The sequence below is a fragment of the Mucilaginibacter sp. PAMB04168 genome, from assembly GCF_039634365.2.
In the GTDB taxonomy this organism is placed as follows: domain Bacteria; phylum Bacteroidota; class Bacteroidia; order Sphingobacteriales; family Sphingobacteriaceae; genus Mucilaginibacter.
In genome coordinates this window covers 3,442,225-3,465,253 of the sequence record NZ_CP155079.2, presented here as the reverse complement: position 1 = coordinate 3,465,253, position 23,029 = coordinate 3,442,225, and the positions used below count along the sequence as shown (strand labels likewise).

13 protein-coding genes are annotated in these 23,029 nt (G+C 41.7%); 11 read left to right on the top strand and 2 right to left on the bottom strand.

Annotated elements, in window-relative coordinates; genetic code table 11:
• The first annotated feature begins 498 nt into the window (after positions 1-498).
• The 6 genes from ABDD94_RS14675 to ABDD94_RS14650 all read left to right on the top strand — a co-directional run bounded on the left by ABDD94_RS14675 (position 499) and on the right by ABDD94_RS14650 (position 9,446).
• Positions 499-1,557, top strand: a complete 1,059-nt coding sequence (locus ABDD94_RS14675; protein WP_345952870.1) for a glycoside hydrolase family 88 protein — start codon at positions 499-501, stop codon at positions 1,555-1,557.
• 2 nt (positions 1,558-1,559) lie between these two features.
• A complete protein-coding gene (locus ABDD94_RS14670; protein WP_345952869.1) occupies positions 1,560-3,533 on the top strand; it encodes a glycoside hydrolase family 97 N-terminal domain-containing protein in 1,974 nt (657 codons plus the stop codon).
• A gap of 26 nt (positions 3,534-3,559) precedes the next feature.
• Positions 3,560-4,462 carry an ROK family protein gene (locus tag ABDD94_RS14665; RefSeq protein ID WP_345952868.1) on the top strand — a complete coding sequence of 301 codons (903 nt, stop codon included), beginning with the start codon at positions 3,560-3,562 and terminating at the stop codon, positions 4,460-4,462.
• Positions 4,463-4,476: 14 nt separating this feature from the next.
• A complete protein-coding gene (locus ABDD94_RS14660) occupies positions 4,477-5,715 on the top strand; it encodes a sugar MFS transporter (protein ID WP_345952867.1) in 1,239 nt (412 codons plus the stop codon).
• Between the two features lie 110 nt (positions 5,716-5,825).
• Positions 5,826-7,463 carry a glycoside hydrolase 43 family protein gene (locus ABDD94_RS14655; protein ID WP_345952866.1) on the top strand — a complete coding sequence of 546 codons (1,638 nt, stop codon included), beginning with the start codon at positions 5,826-5,828 and terminating at the stop codon, positions 7,461-7,463.
• Positions 7,464-7,577: 114 nt separating this feature from the next.
• Positions 7,578-9,446, top strand: coding sequence for a glycoside hydrolase family 97 catalytic domain-containing protein (locus ABDD94_RS14650; RefSeq protein WP_345952865.1), 1,869 nt, complete (start codon positions 7,578-7,580; stop codon positions 9,444-9,446).
• A 318-nt stretch (positions 9,447-9,764) separates the two neighbouring features.
• Here the strand turns inward: ABDD94_RS14650 and ABDD94_RS14645 are convergent, their stop codons facing one another.
• A complete protein-coding gene (locus tag ABDD94_RS14645; protein WP_345952864.1) occupies positions 9,765-10,172 on the bottom strand; it encodes a hypothetical protein in 408 nt (135 codons plus the stop codon).
• 194 nt (positions 10,173-10,366) lie between these two features.
• Positions 10,367-11,635 (bottom strand): alginate lyase family protein, encoded by a 1,269-nt coding sequence (locus ABDD94_RS14640; RefSeq protein WP_345952863.1) that lies wholly within the window; start codon positions 11,633-11,635, stop codon positions 10,367-10,369.
• 485 nt (positions 11,636-12,120) lie between these two features.
• Here ABDD94_RS14640 and ABDD94_RS14635 point away from each other — a divergent pair, with 485 nt between their 5' ends.
• From ABDD94_RS14635 to ABDD94_RS14615, 5 genes are all read left to right on the top strand, one after another.
• Positions 12,121-15,447 carry a TonB-dependent receptor gene (locus ABDD94_RS14635; protein WP_345952862.1) on the top strand — a complete coding sequence of 1,109 codons (3,327 nt, stop codon included), beginning with the start codon at positions 12,121-12,123 and terminating at the stop codon, positions 15,445-15,447.
• Positions 15,448-15,455: 8 nt separating this feature from the next.
• Entirely contained in the window at positions 15,456-17,267 is a 1,812-nt protein-coding gene (locus tag ABDD94_RS14630; RefSeq protein ID WP_345952861.1) for a RagB/SusD family nutrient uptake outer membrane protein, read from the top strand.
• Between the two features lie 74 nt (positions 17,268-17,341).
• The gene (locus ABDD94_RS14625; RefSeq protein ID WP_345952860.1) at positions 17,342-18,337 is read left to right on the top strand and encodes a family 43 glycosylhydrolase; all 996 of its coding nucleotides are present in this window, start codon (positions 17,342-17,344) and stop codon (positions 18,335-18,337) included.
• Positions 18,338-18,462: 125 nt separating this feature from the next.
• A complete protein-coding gene (locus ABDD94_RS14620; protein ID WP_345952859.1) occupies positions 18,463-18,585 on the top strand; it encodes a hypothetical protein in 123 nt (40 codons plus the stop codon).
• Positions 18,586-18,879: 294 nt separating this feature from the next.
• A complete protein-coding gene (locus tag ABDD94_RS14615) occupies positions 18,880-23,028 on the top strand; it encodes a two-component regulator propeller domain-containing protein (protein ID WP_345952858.1) in 4,149 nt (1,382 codons plus the stop codon).
• Position 23,029: the final 1 nt, after the last annotated feature.

Here is a 23,029-nt window from a genome sequence, read left to right as displayed (position 1 = left end):
GCAAATCACACCTGCGACATTAACTTAATCGATTTAGTAATTATTTTTGAACGCGAGCTTCTTTCTATTCTGCGGCTCATGATAACTGAACTTTATAGTTTTTTTGGCAACGCGATTTAAGGACCATGCTTTAAAGATGGCTTGTTAGTAAGCTATCTTATCGTTAAAGGGCCGTCAGAGATAGATTAAAGTACGCATCTATAAAGACAACGGTTCGGTAATGATAACTGGAGCTTGCTGCTCAATAATAAAATGTTTGCAGGCAGGCGTGATGATGTAGTTAACATGGCCAAACATTTAGAAATTATAAATAGAAGATTAAGGAATATTACCATGAAATTGGCTATTAAACACATTGCTGTCTTATTTTTAAGTTGTCTATGTTTGGTTTCAAATACCTATGCACAACAACCATTCTCAGCAATCTACAATATAAATTACTGCGCCAGCCAGGCTAATAAAGTACTTAAGCTTATACCGAACAATTCTGAGTTGAATATGCCCCGAAATATTCAAAATGGTCAGAATAAATGGAAATTTACAACCTACCGGGATTGGTGTAGTGGCTTTTGGCCCGGTGAACTTTGGTATTTATATGAAAGCACGCACAATAAAAAATGGCTGTCTGAAGCCGATAAATTTACACGCCAATTAACGCCGATTGCCAGTGAGCCCGGATTTGATCATGATTTGGGTTTTCAGTTGTTCAACAGCTTTGGTAACGGCTACCGTTTAACCAAAAATCTGGAATACAAAGCGGTTATACTTAAGGCAGCAGATTCGTTAGCTACACTATTTAATCCTAAAATCGGAACAATATTATCTTGGCCTCAAAATGTTAAACGTATGGGGTGGCCGCATAATACAATCATCGATAATATGATCAACTTAGAACTGCTGTTTTGGGCATCTAAAAATGGGGGCCCTAAAAGATTATATGAAATTGCATCTACCCATGCAAAGACAACTATGAAGAACCATTTCCGTCCAGATTATAGCGCCTATCATGTGGTAGTGTACGATACAGTAACCGGAAAGAAAATTAAAGGCATTACACACCAGGGTTATTCAGACAGCAGTATGTGGGCAAGGGGGCAGGCATGGGCCATATATGGTTACACGATGTGTTACAGGGAAACTAAAGATCCGCAATTTTTGCATTTTGCACAAAAAGTAGCTGGTATATACCTTGCAAAGCTTCCCGAAGACATGGTGCCATATTGGGATTTTAATGCACCCAATATACCAAACGAGTCTCGTGATGCGTCAGCCGCAGCAATTACTGCGTCTGCTTTACTCGAGCTGTCAACCTTTGTGAAGGATAAAAGCCAGGCCCGCTTATACCGTCAAAAAGCTGAGCAAATGCTAAAAGCGTTATCATCAGCTCAATATCAAAGTAGGGATGTAAATTCGGCAGCGCTATTGCATTCTACCGGGCATCATCCTAATGGCTCCGAAATTGATGCATCAATAATCTATGCTGATTATTATTACCTGGAAGCCCTTGTCCGGTTAAAGAAACTTCAGGTTGGTAAGCGTTTATACCAAAATCTATAGTCATGAAGACAAGTCGTTCTTTGCTGTCATGTTGGCTAATACAAGTGTCGCGTCGGGGATTCAACAAGATTGCTATAAACAAAGCAGTGGTTACCTGTATAATACAACTGATGTGTGTGATTTGCACATCGGCCGAAGGACAAACTACGGCCATTCAGCATACTGTATTAAAATCTCCCAACGGAAACCTGCAGATCGACTTTCATCAGACGGGGGATGAAGGGCACCGAAGGATGTACTATTCAGTCGATTTTTATGGAAAGACGGTGATAAAGGAATCCGAACTGGATTTGCGGCTGGATAACAATTTATCTGAAAAGGCAATGGCACTGCAGGTAGATACTCATCAAAGATGGTTTGAAAATCTGAAAGTGACCGGGGTTGTAACATCAAGCAAAGATTCTTTGTGGAAGCCGGTCTATGGCGAACAAGCCCAAATCAGAGATTGCTACAATGCAGCTACCATAGCGTTTGTTAAAGATGATAATCCGATCTATGTAATGTATCTTGAAATTCGTGCTTACGATGAAGGAGCCGCTATTCGCTATCGCTTTCCAGAAAATCCGAAAGGTACATACTATAACATAACCAGTGAAAACACTGAATTTTCGTTACCAGATGGAACAATGGCCTGGCTTGCCAATTGGGCGCAAGCGCCTTATCAAAAACTACCACTTAAAAATTGGCCTGGTGAAAGTGAACGACCGCTAACACTGGAGTTGCCGGGCGGCATTTATGCTTGTCTCGCAGAAGCGCAGATGGTTGACTATGCACGGGCCAAGTTCCGTTTAAGTAATGATAAGCCTAATACACTCGTTACCTCAATGGCAGGCGAGGCAGCTTTGATTTCCCCGGTAGCTACACCATGGAGAGTCATTATGGTTGCGAACTCACCAGGGGCGTTAATTGAGAACAATAGTTTGCTGCTGAATTTAAACCCTCCTAATCAGATTCAAAACCCGGGGTGGATTAAACCCGGAAAAATTATGCGCGTAATGAATTTGACTACAGCTGAGGCTAAAGCGAACATCGATTTTGCTGCGCAACAAGGTTTACAGTACATATTATTTGATTGGAAATGGTATGGCCCGGCATTCAGTTTCAGCTCGGATGCCACCAAAGTAGCTATTCCTGATTTCGACCTGCCAGGTATTATTCAGTATGGATCTAACAAGGGAATAGGTGTCTGGCTGTATGTTAATCAACAAGCCTTGCTTGCTCAAAGCGATAGCTTATTTACTTATTACAAAAAATGGGGTGTAAAAGGCGTGAAATTTGGTTTTGTACAGGTGGGTTCTCACCGCTGGACGACCTGGCTTGAAAAAGCAATTCACCAAGCCGCCGACCAGCAGATCATGGTGAATATTCATGACGATTGGCGCCCTACCGGAGAGCAACGTACCTGGCCCAATCTAATGACAGCAGAAGGGATTCGTGGAAATGAGGAAATGCCCGACGCTACACATAACACGGTACTGCCGTTTACGCGATATATAGCCGGAGCGGCTGATTATACGATCTGTTACTTTGATAAACGTATTAAAACAACTCATGCCCATCAACTGGCGCTTGCAGCCGTGTATTACAGTCCTATTCAAACATTATTCTGGTACGACAGGCCGTCTCAATACCACGGTGAACCTGAACTTGATTATTGGAAAAAGATTCCTACCAGTTGGGACGAAACTAAAGTTATTGCAGGCTTACCCGGTCACTATATTGCCACCGCTCGCAGAAGTAGAGATGATTGGTACGTTGGCATCATCACCAATAACGATGCGAGGAAACTCAGCCTTCAATTAGACTTTTTAAAGAAAGACAGCCAGTACACGGCTACCATTTACAGTGATGATCCGGGGCTAAATACCACCACACATGTCAAGGTGCAGACAGTTAGGGTAAATTATAAATCTGTTCTACAAGCTAATTTATTTGCCTCAGGAGGAGAAGCAATTTACCTGACACCCTCAAAATAACCGATGCTTTTTTTACTTTTTTGTTAATGAAGATACCAAGCGAAGAGAAGTTCATTATTAGTGCCGACATAGGCGGATCGCACATTACTGTTGCTGTAATTGATTTGCTTAATAAATCTATAGTAAAAGATACCCGTACGAGACGCCCCGTCAACGCACAAGATTCGGCAGATAGAATTCTTTCGGTATGGTCTGATGCTATTAAAGCGGTATTGACGGTATTTCCGGAAAAAATCACGCGTTTAGCATTAGCCATGCCAGGCCCTTTCAATTATGAAACCGGTGTTTCTTTCATCAAAGGCTTGCATAAGTATGAACTTCTTTACGGGATTAATGTGAAAGAAGGCCTGGCAAGCCTTCTCAAACTGGAACCTGAAAATATCAGGTTTCGTAATGACGCGGAAGCGTTAGTGCATGGCGAGGTAATGGCTGGATCCGGACAGGATTGCTCCCGTTTAATCGGATTTACGCTGGGGACGGGAATGGGATCGGCAGTGAGTATGGCGGGCGTCACAACTGATGCCAATTGGGGAAGCGAGTGTTTTGGTAGCAGTATTGCCGATGATTACTTTTCAACGCGCTGGTTCCTTAAAGCATATTCACTTTTGGCAGGCGTGAGTTGCAACAATGTAAAGGACTTAGCCGAACTTGCCGACGTTGATAGTAATGCGAGCAGTGTCTTTCTTTCTTTTGCCAGAAGTTTTGCCGCATTTATAACGGATAAGGTAGTTAGCCATCAGCCCCAAAAAGTGCTGATTGGAGGTAACATTGCAAAATCAAAACATTTGTTTTTGAATGAGTTACAAATACAATTAGCGCCATATATAGACCCCAACTTTGTTGTAACAGACCTTTTGGGCGAGGATGCTGCCTTAATTGGTGCTGCATTCACCTTTGAGCATAATCTTCACAACCAATCTAAATCTTAACCACCTAACATTGCATGGAACAAAAAGCGACTTTTACTGAAAGAAGATATCTTATCACTTTCATATTTGTAACATCGTTATTCTTGATGTGGGGATTGCTACATTCAATGAGTGATGTTTTAAATAAACATTTTCAAAATGTACTTCAGCTGTCAAAATCTCAATCTGGCTTAATTCAATTCTCTGTATTTGGTGCCTATTTCGTTATGAGCATTCCTGCGGGCTATTTTTTAAAGAGATTTGGTTATAAACCTGGAGTCATCCTGGGGTTAAGTCTATTTGCTATTGGTACCTTTCTGTTTGTGCCGGCAGCCAATGCTGGTTCTTTCGGCTATTTCCGGATTGCCTTGTTCGTATTGGGTTGTGGTATGGCAACACTCGAGACAGTAGCTCACCCCTTCGCAGCTGCCTTGGGCGATCAACGTACCAGTGATCAACGCGTAAATCTTTCCCAATTTTTTAATGCAGTAGGTGCAATTGTTGGTCCGCAAATAGGCGAATACTTTTTGTTTCATGCTTCTGGTGGCCAAGAAGACCATTTATCTTCCGTAAAAACATTGTATGTCGGTATCGGCTGTGTCATCGTTTTAATTGCATTCGTTTTTTTCTTTCTCCGCATTCCAGTATTGACCGATCCGCACACGGCAGAAGGCACCCATGTTGATCCTGAATCTGTTAATGTTGATACTGAACCCAGGAAGAAGCTGTATGAACACCGCCATTTTGTGTGGGCCGTTATTGCGCAGTTCTTTAACGTTGCGGCTCAGGGCGGCACTTGGGCTTTTTTTATTAACTATGGCCATGAAGTAATGGGCTTAAGTGATGCCACAGCCGTAGGCTATATGAGCATTTTTATGGCGATGATGGCTATTGGCCGGGCTGTAGGCACATTTTTAATGCGGTTTATTGCTCCTAACAAGTTGTTGGCCGCGTTTGCTGTGGGAAGTATTCTCATGTGCCTGATTGTTGCTCAGAAATTGGGATGGGTTTCTTATGTGGCGCTTTTCATGATTAATTTCTTTTTCAGTATCATGTTCCCTACCATATTCAGCCTTGGAATCAAGAACCTGGGCAAACAAACCCAGCAAGCCTCCTCATTTATCTCTATGGGTGTAGTAGGTGGGGCGTTTTTCCCGATGCTGATGGGGCTGATTGCTAATCATGATGTGGCAACAGCTTATTACTTGCCAATTGTTTGTTACGCAGTAATCTTTATGTTTGGCGCAAAGTTCTATCAAGTCAAGCATAAATAATTATTACCAGTGCACCATTTGAAGACCGGCTTGAAAATCATTGATGAACAGAAAGTATATATAGGAGAAACTTATAATCAGATCACTAAAACTATTAATAAAGTGCTGCAATGAAATTTTATAAAAAAGCTTTTTTGATCTGTTTTTGCTTTTTACCGGGCGTTAACGTGTATTCGCAAGTATCGGAGGTATGGAAAGCAGATAACGGTGATGGAACTTATAAAAACCCTATTATACACGCTGACTACTCGGATCCGGACGCGATCCGTGTAGGTGATGATTATTATATGGTGTCTTCTAGTTTCAACTGTATGCCTGGATTGCCCATTTTGCATTCTCGTGATTTAGTTAACTGGACTATCGTTAATTACGCCTTAAACAAACAAGAGCCTGATGCTGTATATGAATTGCCACAACATGGCAAAGGTGTTTGGGCGCCAGCTATCCGTTACCACAAGGGCGAATATTTCATCTACTACCCTGATCCTGATTACGGTATATTTATGATTAAAACAGTCAATCCTCTATCTAAGTGGAGTAAGCCAGTTTTGGTGTTAGCTGAGAAGGGAGTTATCGATCCTTGTCCATTATGGGATGAAGATGGAAAAGTTTATCTGGCTGTAGGCTGGGCAGGAAGTAGGGCAGGGGTTAATAGCTTGTTAACGCTTTACGAAATGAATACAACGGGCACCAAGGTTGTTACAGAAGGCAGACATGTGTTTGATGGCCATGGATTTAACCATACGGTTGAAGGTCCTAAATTATATAAAAGAAACGGTTATTATTACATATTTGCTCCGGCCGGTGGAGTGGCAACCGGCTGGCAATTGGCACTACGTGCTAAATCCGTTTACGGCCCATATGAACAAAAAGTAGTTTTAGCACAAGGCAAATCTGAGATCAATGGTCCTCATCAAGGTGCTCTTGTGGACACACAAACCGGAGAGTCCTGGTTTCTGCATTTTCAGGATAAAGGCGCTTACGGCAGGGTGGTGCATCTGCAGCCGGTGAAATGGGTGAACAATTGGCCAGTGATGGGCCTTGATGCAGATGGCGACGGTACTGGTGAGCCGGTACTAACTTACAGAAAGCCTAACGTAGGAAGAAGTTACCGTGTTCAAACACCAGTTGAAAATGATAAATTTAATGTCAGCCATATAGGCTTGCAATGGCAATGGCACAGTAATCCTAAGATACAATGGAGTGCACTACTTCCTGGCAGTGGCTATTTGCGCCTTTTTTGTTATCCCCAAACAGCTAATGCCCAAAACTTATGGAATACGCCTAACTTGCTTCTCCAAAAGTTTCCTGCGCCGCGGTTCACGGCCACTGTCAAACTTCAGTTTCAAGTGGAATGGGACGTTTGGCAAAGTAAGAAAGCAGGAATTTTAATTATGGGGAATGACTACGCTTATCTGGCAATCTCAAAAGATCAAAAAGGATATAAAATCAGTCAGGTAAAATGCGACCGGGCACTTGAAGGAACCCCAGAAAGTGTTCTTGAAGAGCAACGTATAAGTGGAGCAGCAGCTTTTCTTAGAGTCGAATTGGTTGACGATAAGGGTACTTGTAAGTTTAGTTATAGCGAAGATGGCGTTACATTTAACAACATTGGCAAATTGTTCACTGCTCAACCCGATAAATGGATTGGGGCCAAGGTAGGTTTGTTTAGTGTGAGTCAACCAAATGTACGCGTGGGAGGCTACGCGGACATTGACTGGTTCCGGATTGAGCGAAATGCTCTATAAAAATTTTGATAATTGAAGTGATGATTCCGAAAGCTGCTTTCCTTGGGTGTGTAGATGGCGGTTCATCACTTTTTACCTATAATGTTTAACTGGAATATTTAAACCTTTTCAAAGATGAAGAATCGATTCTTATTATTGGCGGGCTTACTGTTATTTATATGCTTTACCGCGCAAGCACAGGTGCGTAAAGTGAGCAGCTTAAGGTCGCCAAATGGCACAACGCTCATCGAATTGGGAATTCGTAATCAGCAGGACTTGGTTTATCGTATTTCTTTTAACCATAAACCAGCGGTTCTCTGGTCTTTACTTGGCTTGCGTCTTCATAACTACAAAACAGATAAAGTAGTTAATGCTCAACCCGGAAAAACAACTTCGGTACGGTCAAGCTTCCGCTGGCCATTGGGAGAAACCAGTGATATTGACAACAGTTATAATGCTTTAACATTGCAGTGCAAAACAACCGGAACGCCGTATCAGCTATTGGTACGTGTATATAATGGCAGCATTGCAATACGATACAGGCTTGACTTAAAAAGTGGCTCAACCCGCTTAGAGGAAGAATTAACAGAGTACAATCTGGCCAGCGCCTCAACAGTTTATCAATATCATGAAGAATCACTCTTCAGACCGCTCAAGTTAGACTCTTTAACAGGCATCTGTGATCAGCCGGCTACCCTTGTTCAAAAAAGTGGTTTATATCTTTCTATAGGTGAAGCAGATAACCGGAATTATACCAAATGTGTTTTCGTTCATGGTAAGGATAAGAACAGTTTGAAACTCCAATTTTATACGGACACCGTTGGGCGTGATAAGCAAGTCACTATAGACACAGCGGTTACGTTTGATAAAAGTTTATTATCCCCTTGGCGTACTATTAGTATGTCAACAAATGCTGTAGGCCTGCACAATTTTAGTCAATTAAATTTAAAGTTGGTCGAGCCGTCTAATACCAATCTTGAAAACATCAGGCCGGGCAAAGTCTTTAGAGTACCTATCAGTACAGAAGGCGCCTTGGAAGGCGTGGATTTCGCTGCGAAAATGAATTTTCAGTATATTATGTTAGATGCGGGATGGTACGGCGCAGAATTCAGAACCACTTCCGATCCTACACAACCCATACCAGCAGTAAACATACCTAAAATTACAAGCTACGCCCGTTCAAAAGATATTGGTGTGATTCTTTATGTTAATTACGTTGGACTCAAAGCTAAGTTAGATACCATCTTACCGCTGTTCAAAAAGTGGGGAGTAAGTGGGATGAAATTTGGTTTTATTGATGGAGGAACGCAACAGGGTTTAGCGTGGCTAGATCAGGCTGTTAAAAAAGTGAATGACTATGGGTTTGTGCTGAATGTTCATGATCATTATAAACCAACCGGAACAAGCAGGCGTTACCCTTACCATTTAAGCCAGGAGGGTATCCGCGGAGATGAGAACAGTCCGGACGCATTCCATAACATGGTCTTGCCATTTACCCGGTTCCTGGCTGGCCCGGCTGATTTTACTTTTTGTTTCCCTAACGCCAAAAGCGACTTTGCTAAAAATTTAAAGGTTAGCAAAGGGCAGCAACTGGCACTTACTGTGGTTTACTTTGACCCTTTGCAAGCTATTTTTTGGTATGGAAAGGCAGGTGATTATCAGGATGAAAAGGAGATAGAGTTTTTTAAATATGTTCCAACCGTTTGGGATGATAGCAAATACCTGGATGGTAAGATTGGCGAGTACATCAGCGTTGCCCGACGTAAAGGCGAAACCTGGTACATGGGCAATGCAGCCGGTTTGACTGCATGGAGGTCGAGTATACCACTGAGCTTTTTAACGCCCCATAAAGAATATATAGCTACTATTTATGAAGATGACGAAAGGAAAGGAATCTTAAAAAGAGAGGTTACAGTTACCAGCCAGTCACAACTTAATATCAATCTTAAAGCTAAAGGTGGTCAGGCCCTTATCATCAGGCCAAAAATCAGAGAAACCCGATGATAGAATAATCTGTCTATAACGAAGTTATGAAATTGATCAGCTTTATGCATGCGATCGTAAAATCATCCGGTTACTAATCAGATAACTCACAATGTATTCAACTAAATGCAAGATGTTCGTTAAAAATAAGGGCGCTTGGATTTTTAAGATAACAATGGACAAACCATAGGCTAATAATAGCGAAGATGTTAGCAGTGAACCTTCTGCCAACTGAATAATACCAACAGGAATTTCAAAATGGATCCCAAGTGGTACAACAAAAGTTCTCGGTTAAAAGACGGCTACGCCGTAAGTTTTAAATAAGCGTGCGCCATCAACTTATTCGCTTAAACGAATAACACGGACTAGGAATGTATAATAGCGGGTTATTTTTACGCCGCCTGAGTCATTGTGAAACCTGATGTATAAATTCCGATTAGCTTTTGAACATTTGAACTGGATGGTTAAGAAACTCCAGTGGCCAATTATCGTCGAAAGTGCGGGTTGAGTGCCATTATCCTGGAAACCCCTAGAGATTTTACTTACAGAACTATATTTTATAACGGCGCGATCATCACTATGAAGTAGCAAATGCTCCTGATGAAGTGATGCAAAACCGTAATGGTGAGACAAATTTGAAGCGAGGTCTGTATAAATTGGATAAAGCGATGGGGCGGAATGGTTCAGCAATTCATCTTCATAACTCCAATACGCCACTTCTTTTAGTTCTGATTCATCAAAATACATACTCAAATAGATCAATCGCCTTAATGTTAATGACGTTACAGCGATACAAAATGATAGAAAGTAGATAGGTTAGTCAAAGGTTACGCTATACTTAATACATTCATCTGTTGCATTTTGCCCAAAAATGATGTAAGTAATAAGCAGATGAATTATTGGCTATTCATCTGCTTACCATAACCACTTGTGAAGTGTTTTTATCGGGTGTAGGTTAGCGTTCCAAAACCTAATTGATCATAGCCACCGCTGGTTGTTCCATAATCGCCACCACCTCCTTCAGGTCTTACTTTTTGCGCATATGCAGTGATGTTAGGGGAGCTTAACCCTCTTAACTGTACATAATAGCCATAAAGCAGTTCCCAGCTTGGACGGGTGTCTCCTCTGCCCGAAGAAGAAATAACCGTTTGAGAATTGGCAGTACAAGTTTGTCCGCTTCCCCAATTGTAAGTGGTAAACGGCACGGTGTTTCCAAGGTTGTAAGAAGCCACATATTCGCACATGCCTTGAATTCTGGGACGGGTGTCGCTCCATGGATTGTACTGAAATAGATCTTGTCCCTGATTAAAAGCCATTTGACAAAGTGCACCATATAATGAAATATCCAGTCCACAATGGCCCTGATCCCGACCACTTTCCTGACATTGAGCTAAACCGCCATCAGTTGTGTAAGCAAAAGGAGCAACTTTACCGTAAGCCCCATTACCTGCACCGCTTTTAAAATACGTAATGGCCTCGTTAAATTTGGCAGTGTCGTCACACAAAACGCCTATTGCTAAAATGCTTGCCATATTACAGGCGTCCCAGTTAGCCCAATAGTTAGTGATGCAGGCTGTATTGTGATTAACCAAAAAGTCATGATTAAGCGGGTAAAATACGTTCAGCATCATATTTTTAAAACGCGTAAAGTCAGCGGCAGCCCAGCCGCTGTAACTGCGCATAATCTCAGCGGCATTGGCAAATTCATACCCATAGATACCAGCCGCCAGAAATCGATCAGCTGATCCCTGAATAGAAGTAAGCGTGTTTGACCAGGCGTTCATAATCGCAACTGCTTTATCTGCATTAGCGGTTGTTCCTGCAATCTTCCAACGAAGAGCGTTTTGGTAGGCTGCTGCTATATCGTTATAAAGTTTTGAATAGTTCTCCGGACTGCCCGATCCTCTATATACAATGGCAGCAGGGCCTTGCATGGCATAAGTGGCTAATGAGTGAGAGTTAGCCAAAAGTTTATCCCAGCCTGATTTCTGTGGCTGGGCATTGGCATTAACTTTACTAATCATTCGGGTAAAATCTGCAGCATTGTGCAGCAGTCCGGGATGGGCGAAGGTGGTTGCTAAAGTAACTTTACCAGCCTGCTCGCTTTGCGTTGCTACCTGCTCAGATTTGTTACTTTTATTTTCTTTCTGACAGGAGATAGCGGTAAAGGTAAATGCTGCCGCCAAAGCAATAAGTGTTTGTTTTTTCATTCTACAAAAATTTAAGTTTGATATTGGTTCAGTGGTTATGGTTAAGCCAAAACTAGGAAGTTGAACCCGGGCGGAACGGTGGCAATTCAGTCAAATAAAGGGTGCAAAATTTAGCTACATCAACCGACTAGGTATCGATGCATTCAAGGGTGGTAATTATCTAAGTATATCTCCCGTAAACTGTTTCGTATAAGTTAACTGTTAATTCTTGTTCTTTAATTAATGACGCTGATTCAGTTCAGTAAAAAGTTATTGGAGCATTAACTTATTCAATTTAATAAACTTATCCATTTAGCTTGTTTTAACTTTTCAAAGCTTTCTAACCGGCTTTTCTTTACAATCCTTCATAATACCCCCCTTGTTTGACCCCTTTTCCCCCTCTTCGTAGTTCTATTTTCCTCGATTTTAGCCTCCATCAATTAAGCGGTCTTCACTTAAAAGCCGCTGATCAAAAAACCAATTAATTATTTATTAAACCTTCATGTATGGAGAACTCTACTTTTAAACAGTGGACAAGGCAGCTTGTAATTACCTGCTTTTCTATGTTGCTGTTATACTTGCACGCCACTGCACAGACCGGCCCCGTAACGGGGCGAATTCTGGATAATCAATCTAACGAGCCCATTGTTGGTGCTACCGTTAAGGTAAAAGGACAGCAATTATCAACACAAACCGACGTTAATGGGCGGTTTACAATAAATGCTCCTGACGGTACAGTTCTTCAAATCAGCTATGTTGGTTATACCACCAAGGAGGTGCCGGCAAGCCGTTCGGGAGTAATGTCTATCTCGATTGAAGCGAATGCCAGTAATTTGGATGAGGTAGTGGTTGTGGCTTATGGCGCGCAAAAAAAAGCAACCTTAACAGGAGCCATTGCCACAGTATCTTCTAAGACTTTTCAAGACCGCGGCCCTACAAATAACCCAATCGCCAATTTGCAAGGGCAGGTACCGGGTGTTGTTGTTACCCGAAGCTCGGCTCAACCAGGCCGTGAAAATTGGAACTTCCAAATCCGCGGTGCTACATCTACCAACAATCAGGATCCATTGATTATACTTGATGGAGTAGCGTTGAACAACAATAATGCACTCAATTCCTTAAATCCAAGTGATATTGATAACATATCAGTATTAAAAGACGCTTCCGCGGCCATTTATGGTGCCCGTGCCGCTTATGGCGTGGTGCTGATAACTACAAAAAAAGGCAAGTCTGGTACAACACAAATACAGTACGATCCGACCGTTTCTAAGAAGTACATAGGATTGCAGCCAGAGATGACCAATGTTGAGCAGTGGGCAAATGGATTGAAAGAAGCCAAGATTAACGATTATTACGGCGTTGTTGATCCCAACGATCTATGGTACCAGATGGCTAATTTTGCTTTAGCCAACAATGGTACAGTAGTTCTTGGCTCACAAGTTCCTGGCTATAATGGTTCATTCAATGTAACGCCGCAGTTAACTTACAATGGCTTACCTGTTCCCAAATTTGGAGATGTTAAGGAGCTGAATTTTACTGATACAAGAATGTCTGACTTCTTGTGGGGAACCGCTACCTCAACCCAACACAATCTGGCAGTATCAGGCGGTAGCGACAAAGTTACCTACCGGGCATCTTTAGGCTATTTGAATGATGGAAGTCAGTTACGTGTTGGCAATAATGGTAACCAACGCTACAACGTACGTTTAAATAACGGATTCCGCTTTAGCCCTAAAGTAAATTTGGATTTAAGTATTGCACTCGAACGCAATAATATTCAGCAGCCAACGCAGTACGGCTACGGTGGTTATAGTGCGCTCAGTAACGGTTTTCAACCAGGCATACCGGCATATACACAGTCGGGCCAGCCTTATCAGTGGGGTACCGTACCAAGCCCTCCAGGGGCACTACGCGATGGTGGAGACAACCTGGAGTTCAACACCCGTGGTTATCTGAACTCTACACTAACTTACAACTTTGCTAAGCACCTAACTTTCAGCAGTACGGTTGGCTACAACTCCTGGTATCAGGACGCTCAGATACAAACCAAGTCCGTGCGATTTTACTCTTATGACGATCGTTACTTAATTACTACTAATCCTTCAACTGGGACAGCGGGCAATACTGGCGCGAACGCTAATTATTACAGGGGTTACGTAAATGATGCTTACTACAACCTGGTTGGGCGGGTTACTTATGCGAATACTTTTGATAAGAACCACGATATGAGTGTGATGCTGGGTAGTTCTTACGAAAGAGATGAGTACAATTCTACTTATTCAAGGACTTATAATTTAGCTAATGAAGATATCCCTTATTTAGGAGGAGGCCTAACCAGCGGTGTAGGCGGTTTTGTGGACAACGGAGAATCACGTAACCACTATGCGCTAGGCTCTTACTTTGCACGCGGAACCTACGCCTTTAAAAGTAAGTATCTGTTTGAAGGTTCTGTAAGGTACGACGGCAGTTCAAAATTTGCTGCCGAAAAAAGGTGGAAAGCATTTTACGGATTATCAGCAGCCTGGCGTATGTCCGAAGAAGGGTTTATTAAACGGCTAAATATTTTCAACGATTTAAAGTTCCGTGGTTCTTACAGCACCCGAGGAAGCCAAGCCGACATTGGATTGTATGACTACATCCTTCAACTACAGGCCAGAACAAGTAACAACTTATTGGGCAGCAGCATTGCAACCCAAACCAACTCTACCGGAAACTTGGTATCACTAAACCGAACTTGGGAAACTGTCCGTGATATGAACTTAGGTTTTGATTTTGGTGTGCTAAAGGGCAAGCTAAGTGGCACTGTGGATGTATTTCAGCGCAAAAACGATAATATGCTAATCAGCGTCACTTATCCGGGTGTACTGGGTATTGGTGCACCAAGAAGCAATAATGGTAATTTAAAAACTTGGGGTTGGGAGGGTGTGATTACCTGGAAAGATCATATTGGCCAGTTTAACTATACGGTATCAGGTAACCTAACCGATAGTCGGAACAAACTCATCTATTTCAATGGAAATCCTTTAGTGGCTTCCGGATTTAATTCGACAGTTGAAGGTTACTCACTCAACTCTTACTTTGGATTGCAGTATGCCGGCCGCCTGCAAACTCAGGCAGAAGTGGACGCTTACAATAAATACTACAATGTAGGTGGTGTGAATAATAATATCAATTTACCGGCAGCTACAGCACTGCCTAATCTTCCGGGGCAATTTTCTGGTTTACGTCCCGGAGACAACTCATTTGCTGACGTGAATGGTGATGGTAAATTGTCAATAGGCAGTTCAACAGCCGATATGGGAGACTTAGTCTATTTAGGAAGTGACATTCCTCGGTTAACCTTTGGACTCAATTTTGGTTTCCAGTGGAAAGGGTTCGACTTCTACAGTATTTTTCAAGGAGTAGGAAACAGGACAATTTTCCGTGCCCAGGGTAGTCAGAATAACTGGCGCATACCATATACCGCATTGGGACAAGCCCAGGTGACTTCCTGGATAGGAAAAACATGGTCACCAACTAACACAGACGCATATTATCCTAATTTGCATAGTAATGCTATTAACGCATATAATTATCAAGCTTCAACCTGGTCGGTAGAGAACGGTGCATACGTAAGATGTAAAAACATCGTGGTGGGTTATACTTTACCTAAATCGCTAATGCAGCGAACAAAAGCTTTCAAAACAGTTAGATTTTATTTGTCTGGAAGTGATTTGTTTGAATTCAGTGGTATTCGTGACGGATGGGATCCTGAAGTAACCCGGACTACACAAGGAAATGAAAGGTATCCTTTTTACCGCTATGTAACCTTAGGTGCAAACCTTACTTTTTAAACGTAGATATGAAAAAACTTAATAGAAATATGCTGTATTGTACAGCGCTTATTTTAATCGCATTCCAGTGGGGATGTAATAAAGTTACCAATCTTGAACCTTTGGACACACTTGCTGATGCGGCCTATTTCAAGACCCCAAATGATTTCAAAACTTGGGCAAATCAATATTACAGCTATCTGCATAACTTTGGTAATTCATTTGCAGATAACGCTCACTATGACGGCCGGGCTGACGTCTTTAACGGTGGAGGCACCTACGGCGCCGGTATAAACACTGTACCGGCAACAGACAATAACTGGACTAACAATTACGCAAACATTCGCAACTGTAACTACTTGCTTGAAAAAGCGGCAGGTTATAGTGACCAGGCTGGCATTGCACAGTTTGTTGCAGAGGCTAAATTTTTTAGGGCCTACTGTTACTTTGAGCTGCTACAATTGTTTGGTGGCGTGCCATTAGTAACCAAAACGCTCGATCTAAATTCACCGGAACTTTACGGTCCAAAGGCAGATCGCGATGCAATAGCCGACCAGATTATTTCCGATTTAGAAGCAGCTATCCCTAACTTGCCGGCCTCTATACTGGCTAATTCTCCGGATTATGGAAGAGTAAGCCGTACGGCTGCTCAGGCTTTTTTAGGCCGGGTAGCCCTGTATGAAGGAACTTGGCTCAAATTCAGGAATTTACCTCCTACACGTTACAAGGCGTTACTGGACAAATCAGCCGCTGCTTCTAATGCTGTTATCGCCAGCAATCAATTTGCACTTTTTGGAACAGCCGCCTCCAACGCGTTAGGGGGAAACAGTACCATCTTAGGCGATTCAGCTCAGAAATACCTGTTTATATTAGAGAATCCTAAATCAAACCCTGCAGGTGTAAATAAAGTGGCCAATCATGAATATGTCTTAGCCTATCGCTACGATGATGTATCAAAAGTAATCAACATTAATGTCAGCCGTCAGGGCTGGCAAATTGGCCCTCAGCATAAGTTTGTCAACGCGTTTCTTTGTCAGGATGGCTTACCCATAGAAAAGTCGCCGTTGTTTCAAGGATTTCAACAATATGGGTCGGAATTTACAAACCGCGATAACCGTCTAAAATATACCATCAGGGTAATGAATTCTTACTATTGGTATGGCAATTCAAATGGGAGAATAACTTGGTTAAATGATGCCCCCGACATTAACAACTCTTTTAGTGGCAAAGTTACCCAAATAGCTGGTTACACCAACCAAAAGTGGATAGCGGAGCGAAGTGTTCCTGACACCAAGGAATCTTATGATTATCCAGTAATTCGGTATGCCGAGGTGTTATTGAACTATGCTGAAGCAGTATATGAAAGCAATGAGGCCATAAGCGATGCGGATTTAGACAAGTCCCTTAACGTTGTTCGGCTTCGCGTTAATAAGAATATGCCAAAGTTGAGTAACGGCTTTGTCTCTGCAAACGGATTAGATTTTAGAACCGAAATAAGACGCGAACGATTCATCGAACTGTATTATGAAAATTTCAGATTTGATGACATCAAACGCTGGCACAGTGCAGCAACAGATTTGGTAACTAATGTTGGTGGAACCGCTTATGGTAATGCAGCTGCATTTGTTAGCCCCTGGCCAATTGGTATTAAATACAAAGGCACACAGGCTGAACTAGGGCCCAATGCGCTTAGCCCAAAACCAACCAATGGCCTGGATGCGAATGGTAATCTGATACTGGATAACACCGGAAGGCAGTTTACTGAAAAAAATTACTTATATCCAATACCATCTAGCCAATTGGCCCTTAACCCAAAACTTGTTCAAAATCCGGGTTGGTAAATAACAGATAACAAATCAGCCTGTATCGAGCATTCCGATGCAGGCTGTTTATACAATTTTTTGCTCTACATATTATGTTCAGATTCTTAAGTCTTGTTACTTTATACATCATATTTTCTGGCCTGAACGCATTCGCACAAGATGCCAGCAAAGGGCTTATTCAGCCAGGCGCTATTTGGCCCGATAATAAAGGTAACCATGTTCAGGCACACGGTGGTGGCATTATTAAAATTAAAGATACCTATTATTGGTTCGGTGAATACCGCGCTCAGGATAACGATACCAGCTACCGCTATGTGGGTTGTTACTCGTCAAAAGATTTGACACACTGGACTTTCAGGAATAAGGTTATCAATATTCAGGATCCAGAAAATCTTGGGTATCGTTGGGTACTGGAACGGCCAAAGGTGTTTTATAATGCCAAAACACGTAAATATGTAATGTATATGCATATTGATGATGCCCGGTACAAAGTTGCACGGGTAGGCGTTGCTGTATGCGATCGGGTCGACGGCGATTACCAGTACGTAAAAAGCTTCCGACCTTTAGGGTACGAGAGCCGGGACATTGGGCAATTTGTGGATGATGACGGCTCTGCTTATCTTATATTTGAAAGCAGACCTTCTAAAGGGTTTTACATAGCCCGCTTAACCGATGATTATATGAATGTGGATAAGGAAGTCTGTTTTATCCATGCGCCTTTAGAAGGCGGTGCTGTTGTGCATTATAAAGGGCTTTATTATGCCATTGGTTCAGCGCTTACGGGATGGCGGCCAAACCCTAATAAATTTGCCACTGCAAAATCACTTGCAGGCCCCTGGTCTGAATTTAAGGATATCGCACCGCCCGAAACTAATACTTACAGTTCTCAATCTACAATGATCCTTAAAGTCACAGGGACAAAAGGCACAACGGCTATTTTTATGGGCGATATCTGGAAACCCAAAGAGCAATGGGATTCGAGATATTTATGGATGCCTTTGGAAATTGGAGATGGTAAATTAAAGCTGCCCGAGCCTAAGCCATGGTCTATCAATTTAAAGACCGGCCAATATAAACTAGCACCTTGATCATACCAGGTCAATTAACTCTATACTGGCTATATAAAATTGTTGGCATGCGGTGCCATAAACCTTGAGGTAATTTGTCAACCTGCTTGTATCCCAAGGTTGATAAATTCCTCTGAGGTTGTAATATGAGCATCTTTACTCATGGTAACAAACGTATTAAACACGCTGCACAGATTGCAGCGTCTTCTGAGATGTTAGGTAACTCAGAATCGTTTGCCGCCATGCAGCGTTCGGCAACTGGCAGCTAACGAAACTTGATGTCGTTAAAGTGTTAGATTATCAACCGTCCTCAGGCGCCTTAGTGAAGAAGGGCAGATAAGCAGTTTGCACTATACAGGCTTACCGAAACTTTTACAATTCCCCCAAAAATCTGAAGCCCGAATCAAACTTTCACCATTTTGAGGAATTAAGTAAAGAACAGCTCTTTTCTTTTTAGTTCTCATCAATTATATTAATTTAGCAGTAGCCAATTTTAATAACCATTTCTCCTCATTCATATTGCCTTAAATGGTTGTGCAGGGGTTAATTGTAAATTTTTGAGGATGGATTGCCAGAGGTTAAACTGCCGGATACTTTTTAGGGCGCTATTTTTTTTAACGGCCTTTCTATGTTCTACTTACGTTAAAGGTCAGCCCCTATACTACCTTGGTATAGAACAAGGGCTATCTAACAATACGGTAACCACCATTCATAAAGATAAAATTGGGTTAATGTGGTTTGGTACGAAAGACGGACTTAACCGGTTTGATGGTTATAATTTTAAAGTCTTTCGACACCGATACAAAGATTCCACCTCCCTGCCAGATGATCTTGTTAATTGTATAAATTCTGATGTCCATGGTAACCTTTGGGTTGGAACAGAAAAAGGGATAGGGCTGCTAAATAATAAAACTCTCCAATTCAGCATCTTACCAATCGAAATTAACAATCACCAACTCATAAAGGCAACACATTGGACCAATGGTATAGAGTTTAATAAGAAAGGTGATGTGTTTTTCGCCTGCAACGAATTAGGGTTATTGTGCAAGGAAACCGGAAAAGCTAACGCTTATGTCATTCCGCTTCAAAAGGATGGCAAAAAGTTGGATAATTATACAGCAAGTGCCATCACTGTAGATCAAAGCGACAATGTATGGGTTATGGTCAACAATGTCGGCTTGTGTTTCTATGACCACAAGACTTCTTCACTTAAAGTTTGCTGTAAAATTCAATCCCTGGCATCGTCCTTAAAAATTGTTAACTCAAAATTTATTTGGATTGGCACCACGACTGGTCTTTTGTGTTATGAAATCCCATCTAAAAAGATGTATTCTATTACTTCCCGGGATTCTGAGCTCAACAATTGCAAAATCTTCGACTTATTAGTGACAAAAAGCGGACAATTGTGGGCCGCAACAGATGGCAAGGGTATCATTTACCTTCCATCCACTACAAATCCGGCAATAGCTAGTCTTCAGTATTATAAAGTAAGTAATTTGTCGAGTGATGCAATCAATGCCCTTTACGAAGACGAATTAGGTCGCAAGTGGGTTGGGACGTTGCGGGGAGGGATTGATATCTTAAATGATAAAAAACATCAGTTTACTACTTATAGCCATCAACCCGGCAATAGCACAAGTTTAAATAACAATTTTACTTTTTCATTTTGTGAGGATGGAGATAATGTTTGGGTTGGAACGGACGGTGGCGGTGTAAGTTTATGGAAGCGGGCTACAGGACGTTTTACCGAAATACCTACCGGATCGCTCACCAGTCGGGATCAAGTGTCCGGAAATCGTATCTCGAGTATTACAAGGGATCATGAGTCTCAAATATGGATTGGAATTTTTGGCGGCGAAGGCGTTAAAAAATTCAATCGGAACACAAACCGGTTCGACCCTGTTCCCTTCAGCAACCGGAGTTTTCGTAACCCGGTGTGGAAACTTTATACAGATTTAAAAGGACGAATATTTGCGTCGATATTGAGAGGAAATAGCAAAAATGGTGGTAACAACCGTTTGTTTATGTATGATGTTTTAGCCAAGGAGTTAAAACCAGTTCCTTTCCCTGTTAATCAGGATATTCTTACCATAACCAGTGCTGATGATCAGCACCTTTGGCTTGGTAGCTTTACCAGTCTTTTGAAGGCAGATTTAAAGCATGGTATAAAAGAAGTTTTGAATTTCGGTGCAGCAGTTCGGACCTTGCATCAAAGCGCTTCTGGATTATTATGGATAGGAACGTATGGAAGAGGTTTATTTGCTTACAACATTCGCACGGGTAAACTATCTAATTACACCGAGGCTAATGGATTATGCAATAACAAAGTACTTAATATTGAAGAGGATATTGCAGGAAACATATGGGCAAGTACCAATTATGGCCTGTCCAAATTCAACAAGCGCAGTGGTAAAATAGAGAATTATTACGCTGCAGATGGCCTGCAATCCAACCAGTTTTATTATAATGCTTCTGTTCGGCTACATACAGGTGAGCTGATATTTGGCGGTATAAAAGGCTTTACGATTTTTAATCCGGATAGTGTCAGACAGTTTCATGACTTTCCTCCTTTGGTTATCTCTGGTGTGCGCCTGGCCAATTTATCGGTTGGGGCAAATTCAAATTATTTACCTGATGCTGATAATATTTATCAAGTTAAAAAATTAACATTACCATACGATAAGGCCATTATTTCGTTAGATTATGCTGCACTAGAGTATTCACTTCCCGGAAAAATACAGTATGCTTATCTCTTACAGGGCAGAGATAAAGTTTGGAATTTTGTTGGTAGCCAGCGCTCCATTAACTATTCCCACCTAAATGAGGGTGCATACACCTTAAGGATTAAATCGACAAATTCTTCAGGTTTGTGGAATACGGTAGAAAGAAGGATATCCATTGTCATTTTACCGCCTTGGTACCGGGCCTGGTGGGCTTATGCATTTTACTTTACTTTAATATTTAGTTCCATTTACGGTTATCTTTTTTATCATCGTAAGCAAACCAGCCTAAAATATGAGTTAAAATTTATAGAGGAGATCAACGAAAAGAAGATCTCTTTCTTCACTAATATCGCTCATGAACTGAGAACTCCACTCACCTTAATTGTAAACCCCCTTAAAGATTTACTTCAGAGTGATGGTGCAAACCGTGACCTGATTGATTTAAGTTCTGTGTACCGTAACTCAAGACGGCTGCTCAATCTGGTTGATCAGATCATGCTTTTCAAAAAGTCTGAAAACGAGATAGCAGATCTCGATCTTTCTGTTTTTACGCTTCGTGAGGTTTGCCTGGAAGTATTCATCTGCTTTAATAATCAGGCAAGGTCAAAAGGAATATTTTATGAATTTTCATGCGTGAACGAGCATGCTGAAATGTTAGCTGATCGGGAGAAAATCGAAATAGTTCTGTTTAATCTGTTATCTAATGCGTTAAAGTACACCCCTGTTGGCGGGACGGTTAGGCTAGACGTAAGTTTAAAAGATAACCAGGTATTAATGGTTGTTGAAGACAATGGCGAGGGTATACCGAACCACGTTGGCGATAAACTTTTTGATAAGTTTTATCGTCTATCCCAGTCTGGATCCGGCCATGCACAGAGCGGTTTTGGAATAGGGTTGTTTTTAGCAAAAAAGTTTGTAGAGCTACATAAAGGAGCCATTAGTTATACAAATAGGGAAGAAGGAGGAACTTCCTTCAATGTGCTGCTTCCACAGCGCACTGTAAGACCTATTGATCAAGCGAGGTTCGAAACAGCTTCAAATTCTATGAGTAATACTTTGCCGCTCTTGCAGGAAATTGCTATAACTGATGCTGCTAGCGAGCCGCTCCGATCATCATCGGCTGTTCGGATAAATTCTGAGTCGGGTGCGATGGACGAAATTGTTCAAAATAAGGCAGTCGTATTATTGATTGACGATGATGAGGAGATCAGGAACTACGTTAAATCCCTATTGGATAAAAGTTATGTCGTACTGGAAGCCGGGAACGCCGAAGCAGGATTTGAGCTGGTTCTGGAACATCATCCAGATATCATTGTTTGTGATGTTATTATGCCGGGGAAAAGCGGCGTGGAATTTTGTTCTGATATGAAGGATGCCCCATCATTGAGCCACATTCCAATTGTTTTGCTTACAGGTACTTCTTCACCGGAAATTAAATTAAAGGGGATAGAATGCGGTGCAGATGACTACATCAGCAAGCCTTTTGAAAGCGATCTGTTGGTTGCCAAAATTAAAAGCTTACTAAAGGGCAGAGATACATTGAAAAATTACTTTTTCAATGAAATCACTTTAAAAAACAACGAATTAAAGGTGCCGGCAGAATACAGTGATTTCTTACATAAATGCATAGTAGTTATTGAAAAACATTTGGAAAATGAAGAATTCACTGTGATTGTACTTGCTGAGGAACTTAATATGAGCCGATCAAAATTATTCCGGAAAATCAAATCCATTTGCGGTCTGACCGGAAGTGAGTTCATTCGGTACATTCGGCTTCGTAAGGCTGCTGAGTTAATGATTCAGACTGATTTGCAGATTAAAGAAATCGCTTACAAAGTAGGCTTCCAAGACATCAAATATTTTCGGGAACAGTTTCAAAAGTTGTTTAAAACTAACCCTTCCGGGTTTATCAAAAAATACAGAGGAGCTTTTCTTCCAGCCTACAAACTAAACCCTACACTAAAAGGGCAAAAATCAAAAAGCAGTTAAA

What these genes read in the sequence shown, in the direction of transcription:
- ABDD94_RS14645 (WP_345952864.1), bottom strand. Translation starts at nt 10,172, where the DNA reads ATGTATTTTGATGAATCAGAACTAAAAGAAGTGGCGTATTGGAGTTAT.
- ABDD94_RS14655 (WP_345952866.1), top strand. Translation starts at nt 5,826, where the DNA reads ATGAAATTTTATAAAAAAGCTTTTTTGATCTGTTTTTGCTTTTTACCG.
- ABDD94_RS14675 (WP_345952870.1), top strand. Translation starts at nt 499, where the DNA reads ATGCCCCGAAATATTCAAAATGGTCAGAATAAATGGAAATTTACAACC.
- ABDD94_RS14625 (WP_345952860.1), top strand. Translation starts at nt 17,342, where the DNA reads ATGTTCAGATTCTTAAGTCTTGTTACTTTATACATCATATTTTCTGGC.
- ABDD94_RS14615 (WP_345952858.1), top strand. Translation starts at nt 18,880, where the DNA reads ATGGATTGCCAGAGGTTAAACTGCCGGATACTTTTTAGGGCGCTATTT.
- ABDD94_RS14640 (WP_345952863.1), bottom strand. Translation starts at nt 11,635, where the DNA reads ATGAAAAAACAAACACTTATTGCTTTGGCGGCAGCATTTACCTTTACC.
- ABDD94_RS14665 (WP_345952868.1), top strand. Translation starts at nt 3,560, where the DNA reads ATGAAGATACCAAGCGAAGAGAAGTTCATTATTAGTGCCGACATAGGC.
- ABDD94_RS14630 (WP_345952861.1), top strand. Translation starts at nt 15,456, where the DNA reads ATGAAAAAACTTAATAGAAATATGCTGTATTGTACAGCGCTTATTTTA.
- ABDD94_RS14635 (WP_345952862.1), top strand. Translation starts at nt 12,121, where the DNA reads ATGGAGAACTCTACTTTTAAACAGTGGACAAGGCAGCTTGTAATTACC.
- ABDD94_RS14650 (WP_345952865.1), top strand. Translation starts at nt 7,578, where the DNA reads ATGAAGAATCGATTCTTATTATTGGCGGGCTTACTGTTATTTATATGC.
- ABDD94_RS14670 (WP_345952869.1), top strand. Translation starts at nt 1,560, where the DNA reads ATGAAGACAAGTCGTTCTTTGCTGTCATGTTGGCTAATACAAGTGTCG.
- ABDD94_RS14620 (WP_345952859.1), top strand. Translation starts at nt 18,463, where the DNA reads ATGAGCATCTTTACTCATGGTAACAAACGTATTAAACACGCTGCACAG.
- ABDD94_RS14660 (WP_345952867.1), top strand. Translation starts at nt 4,477, where the DNA reads ATGGAACAAAAAGCGACTTTTACTGAAAGAAGATATCTTATCACTTTC.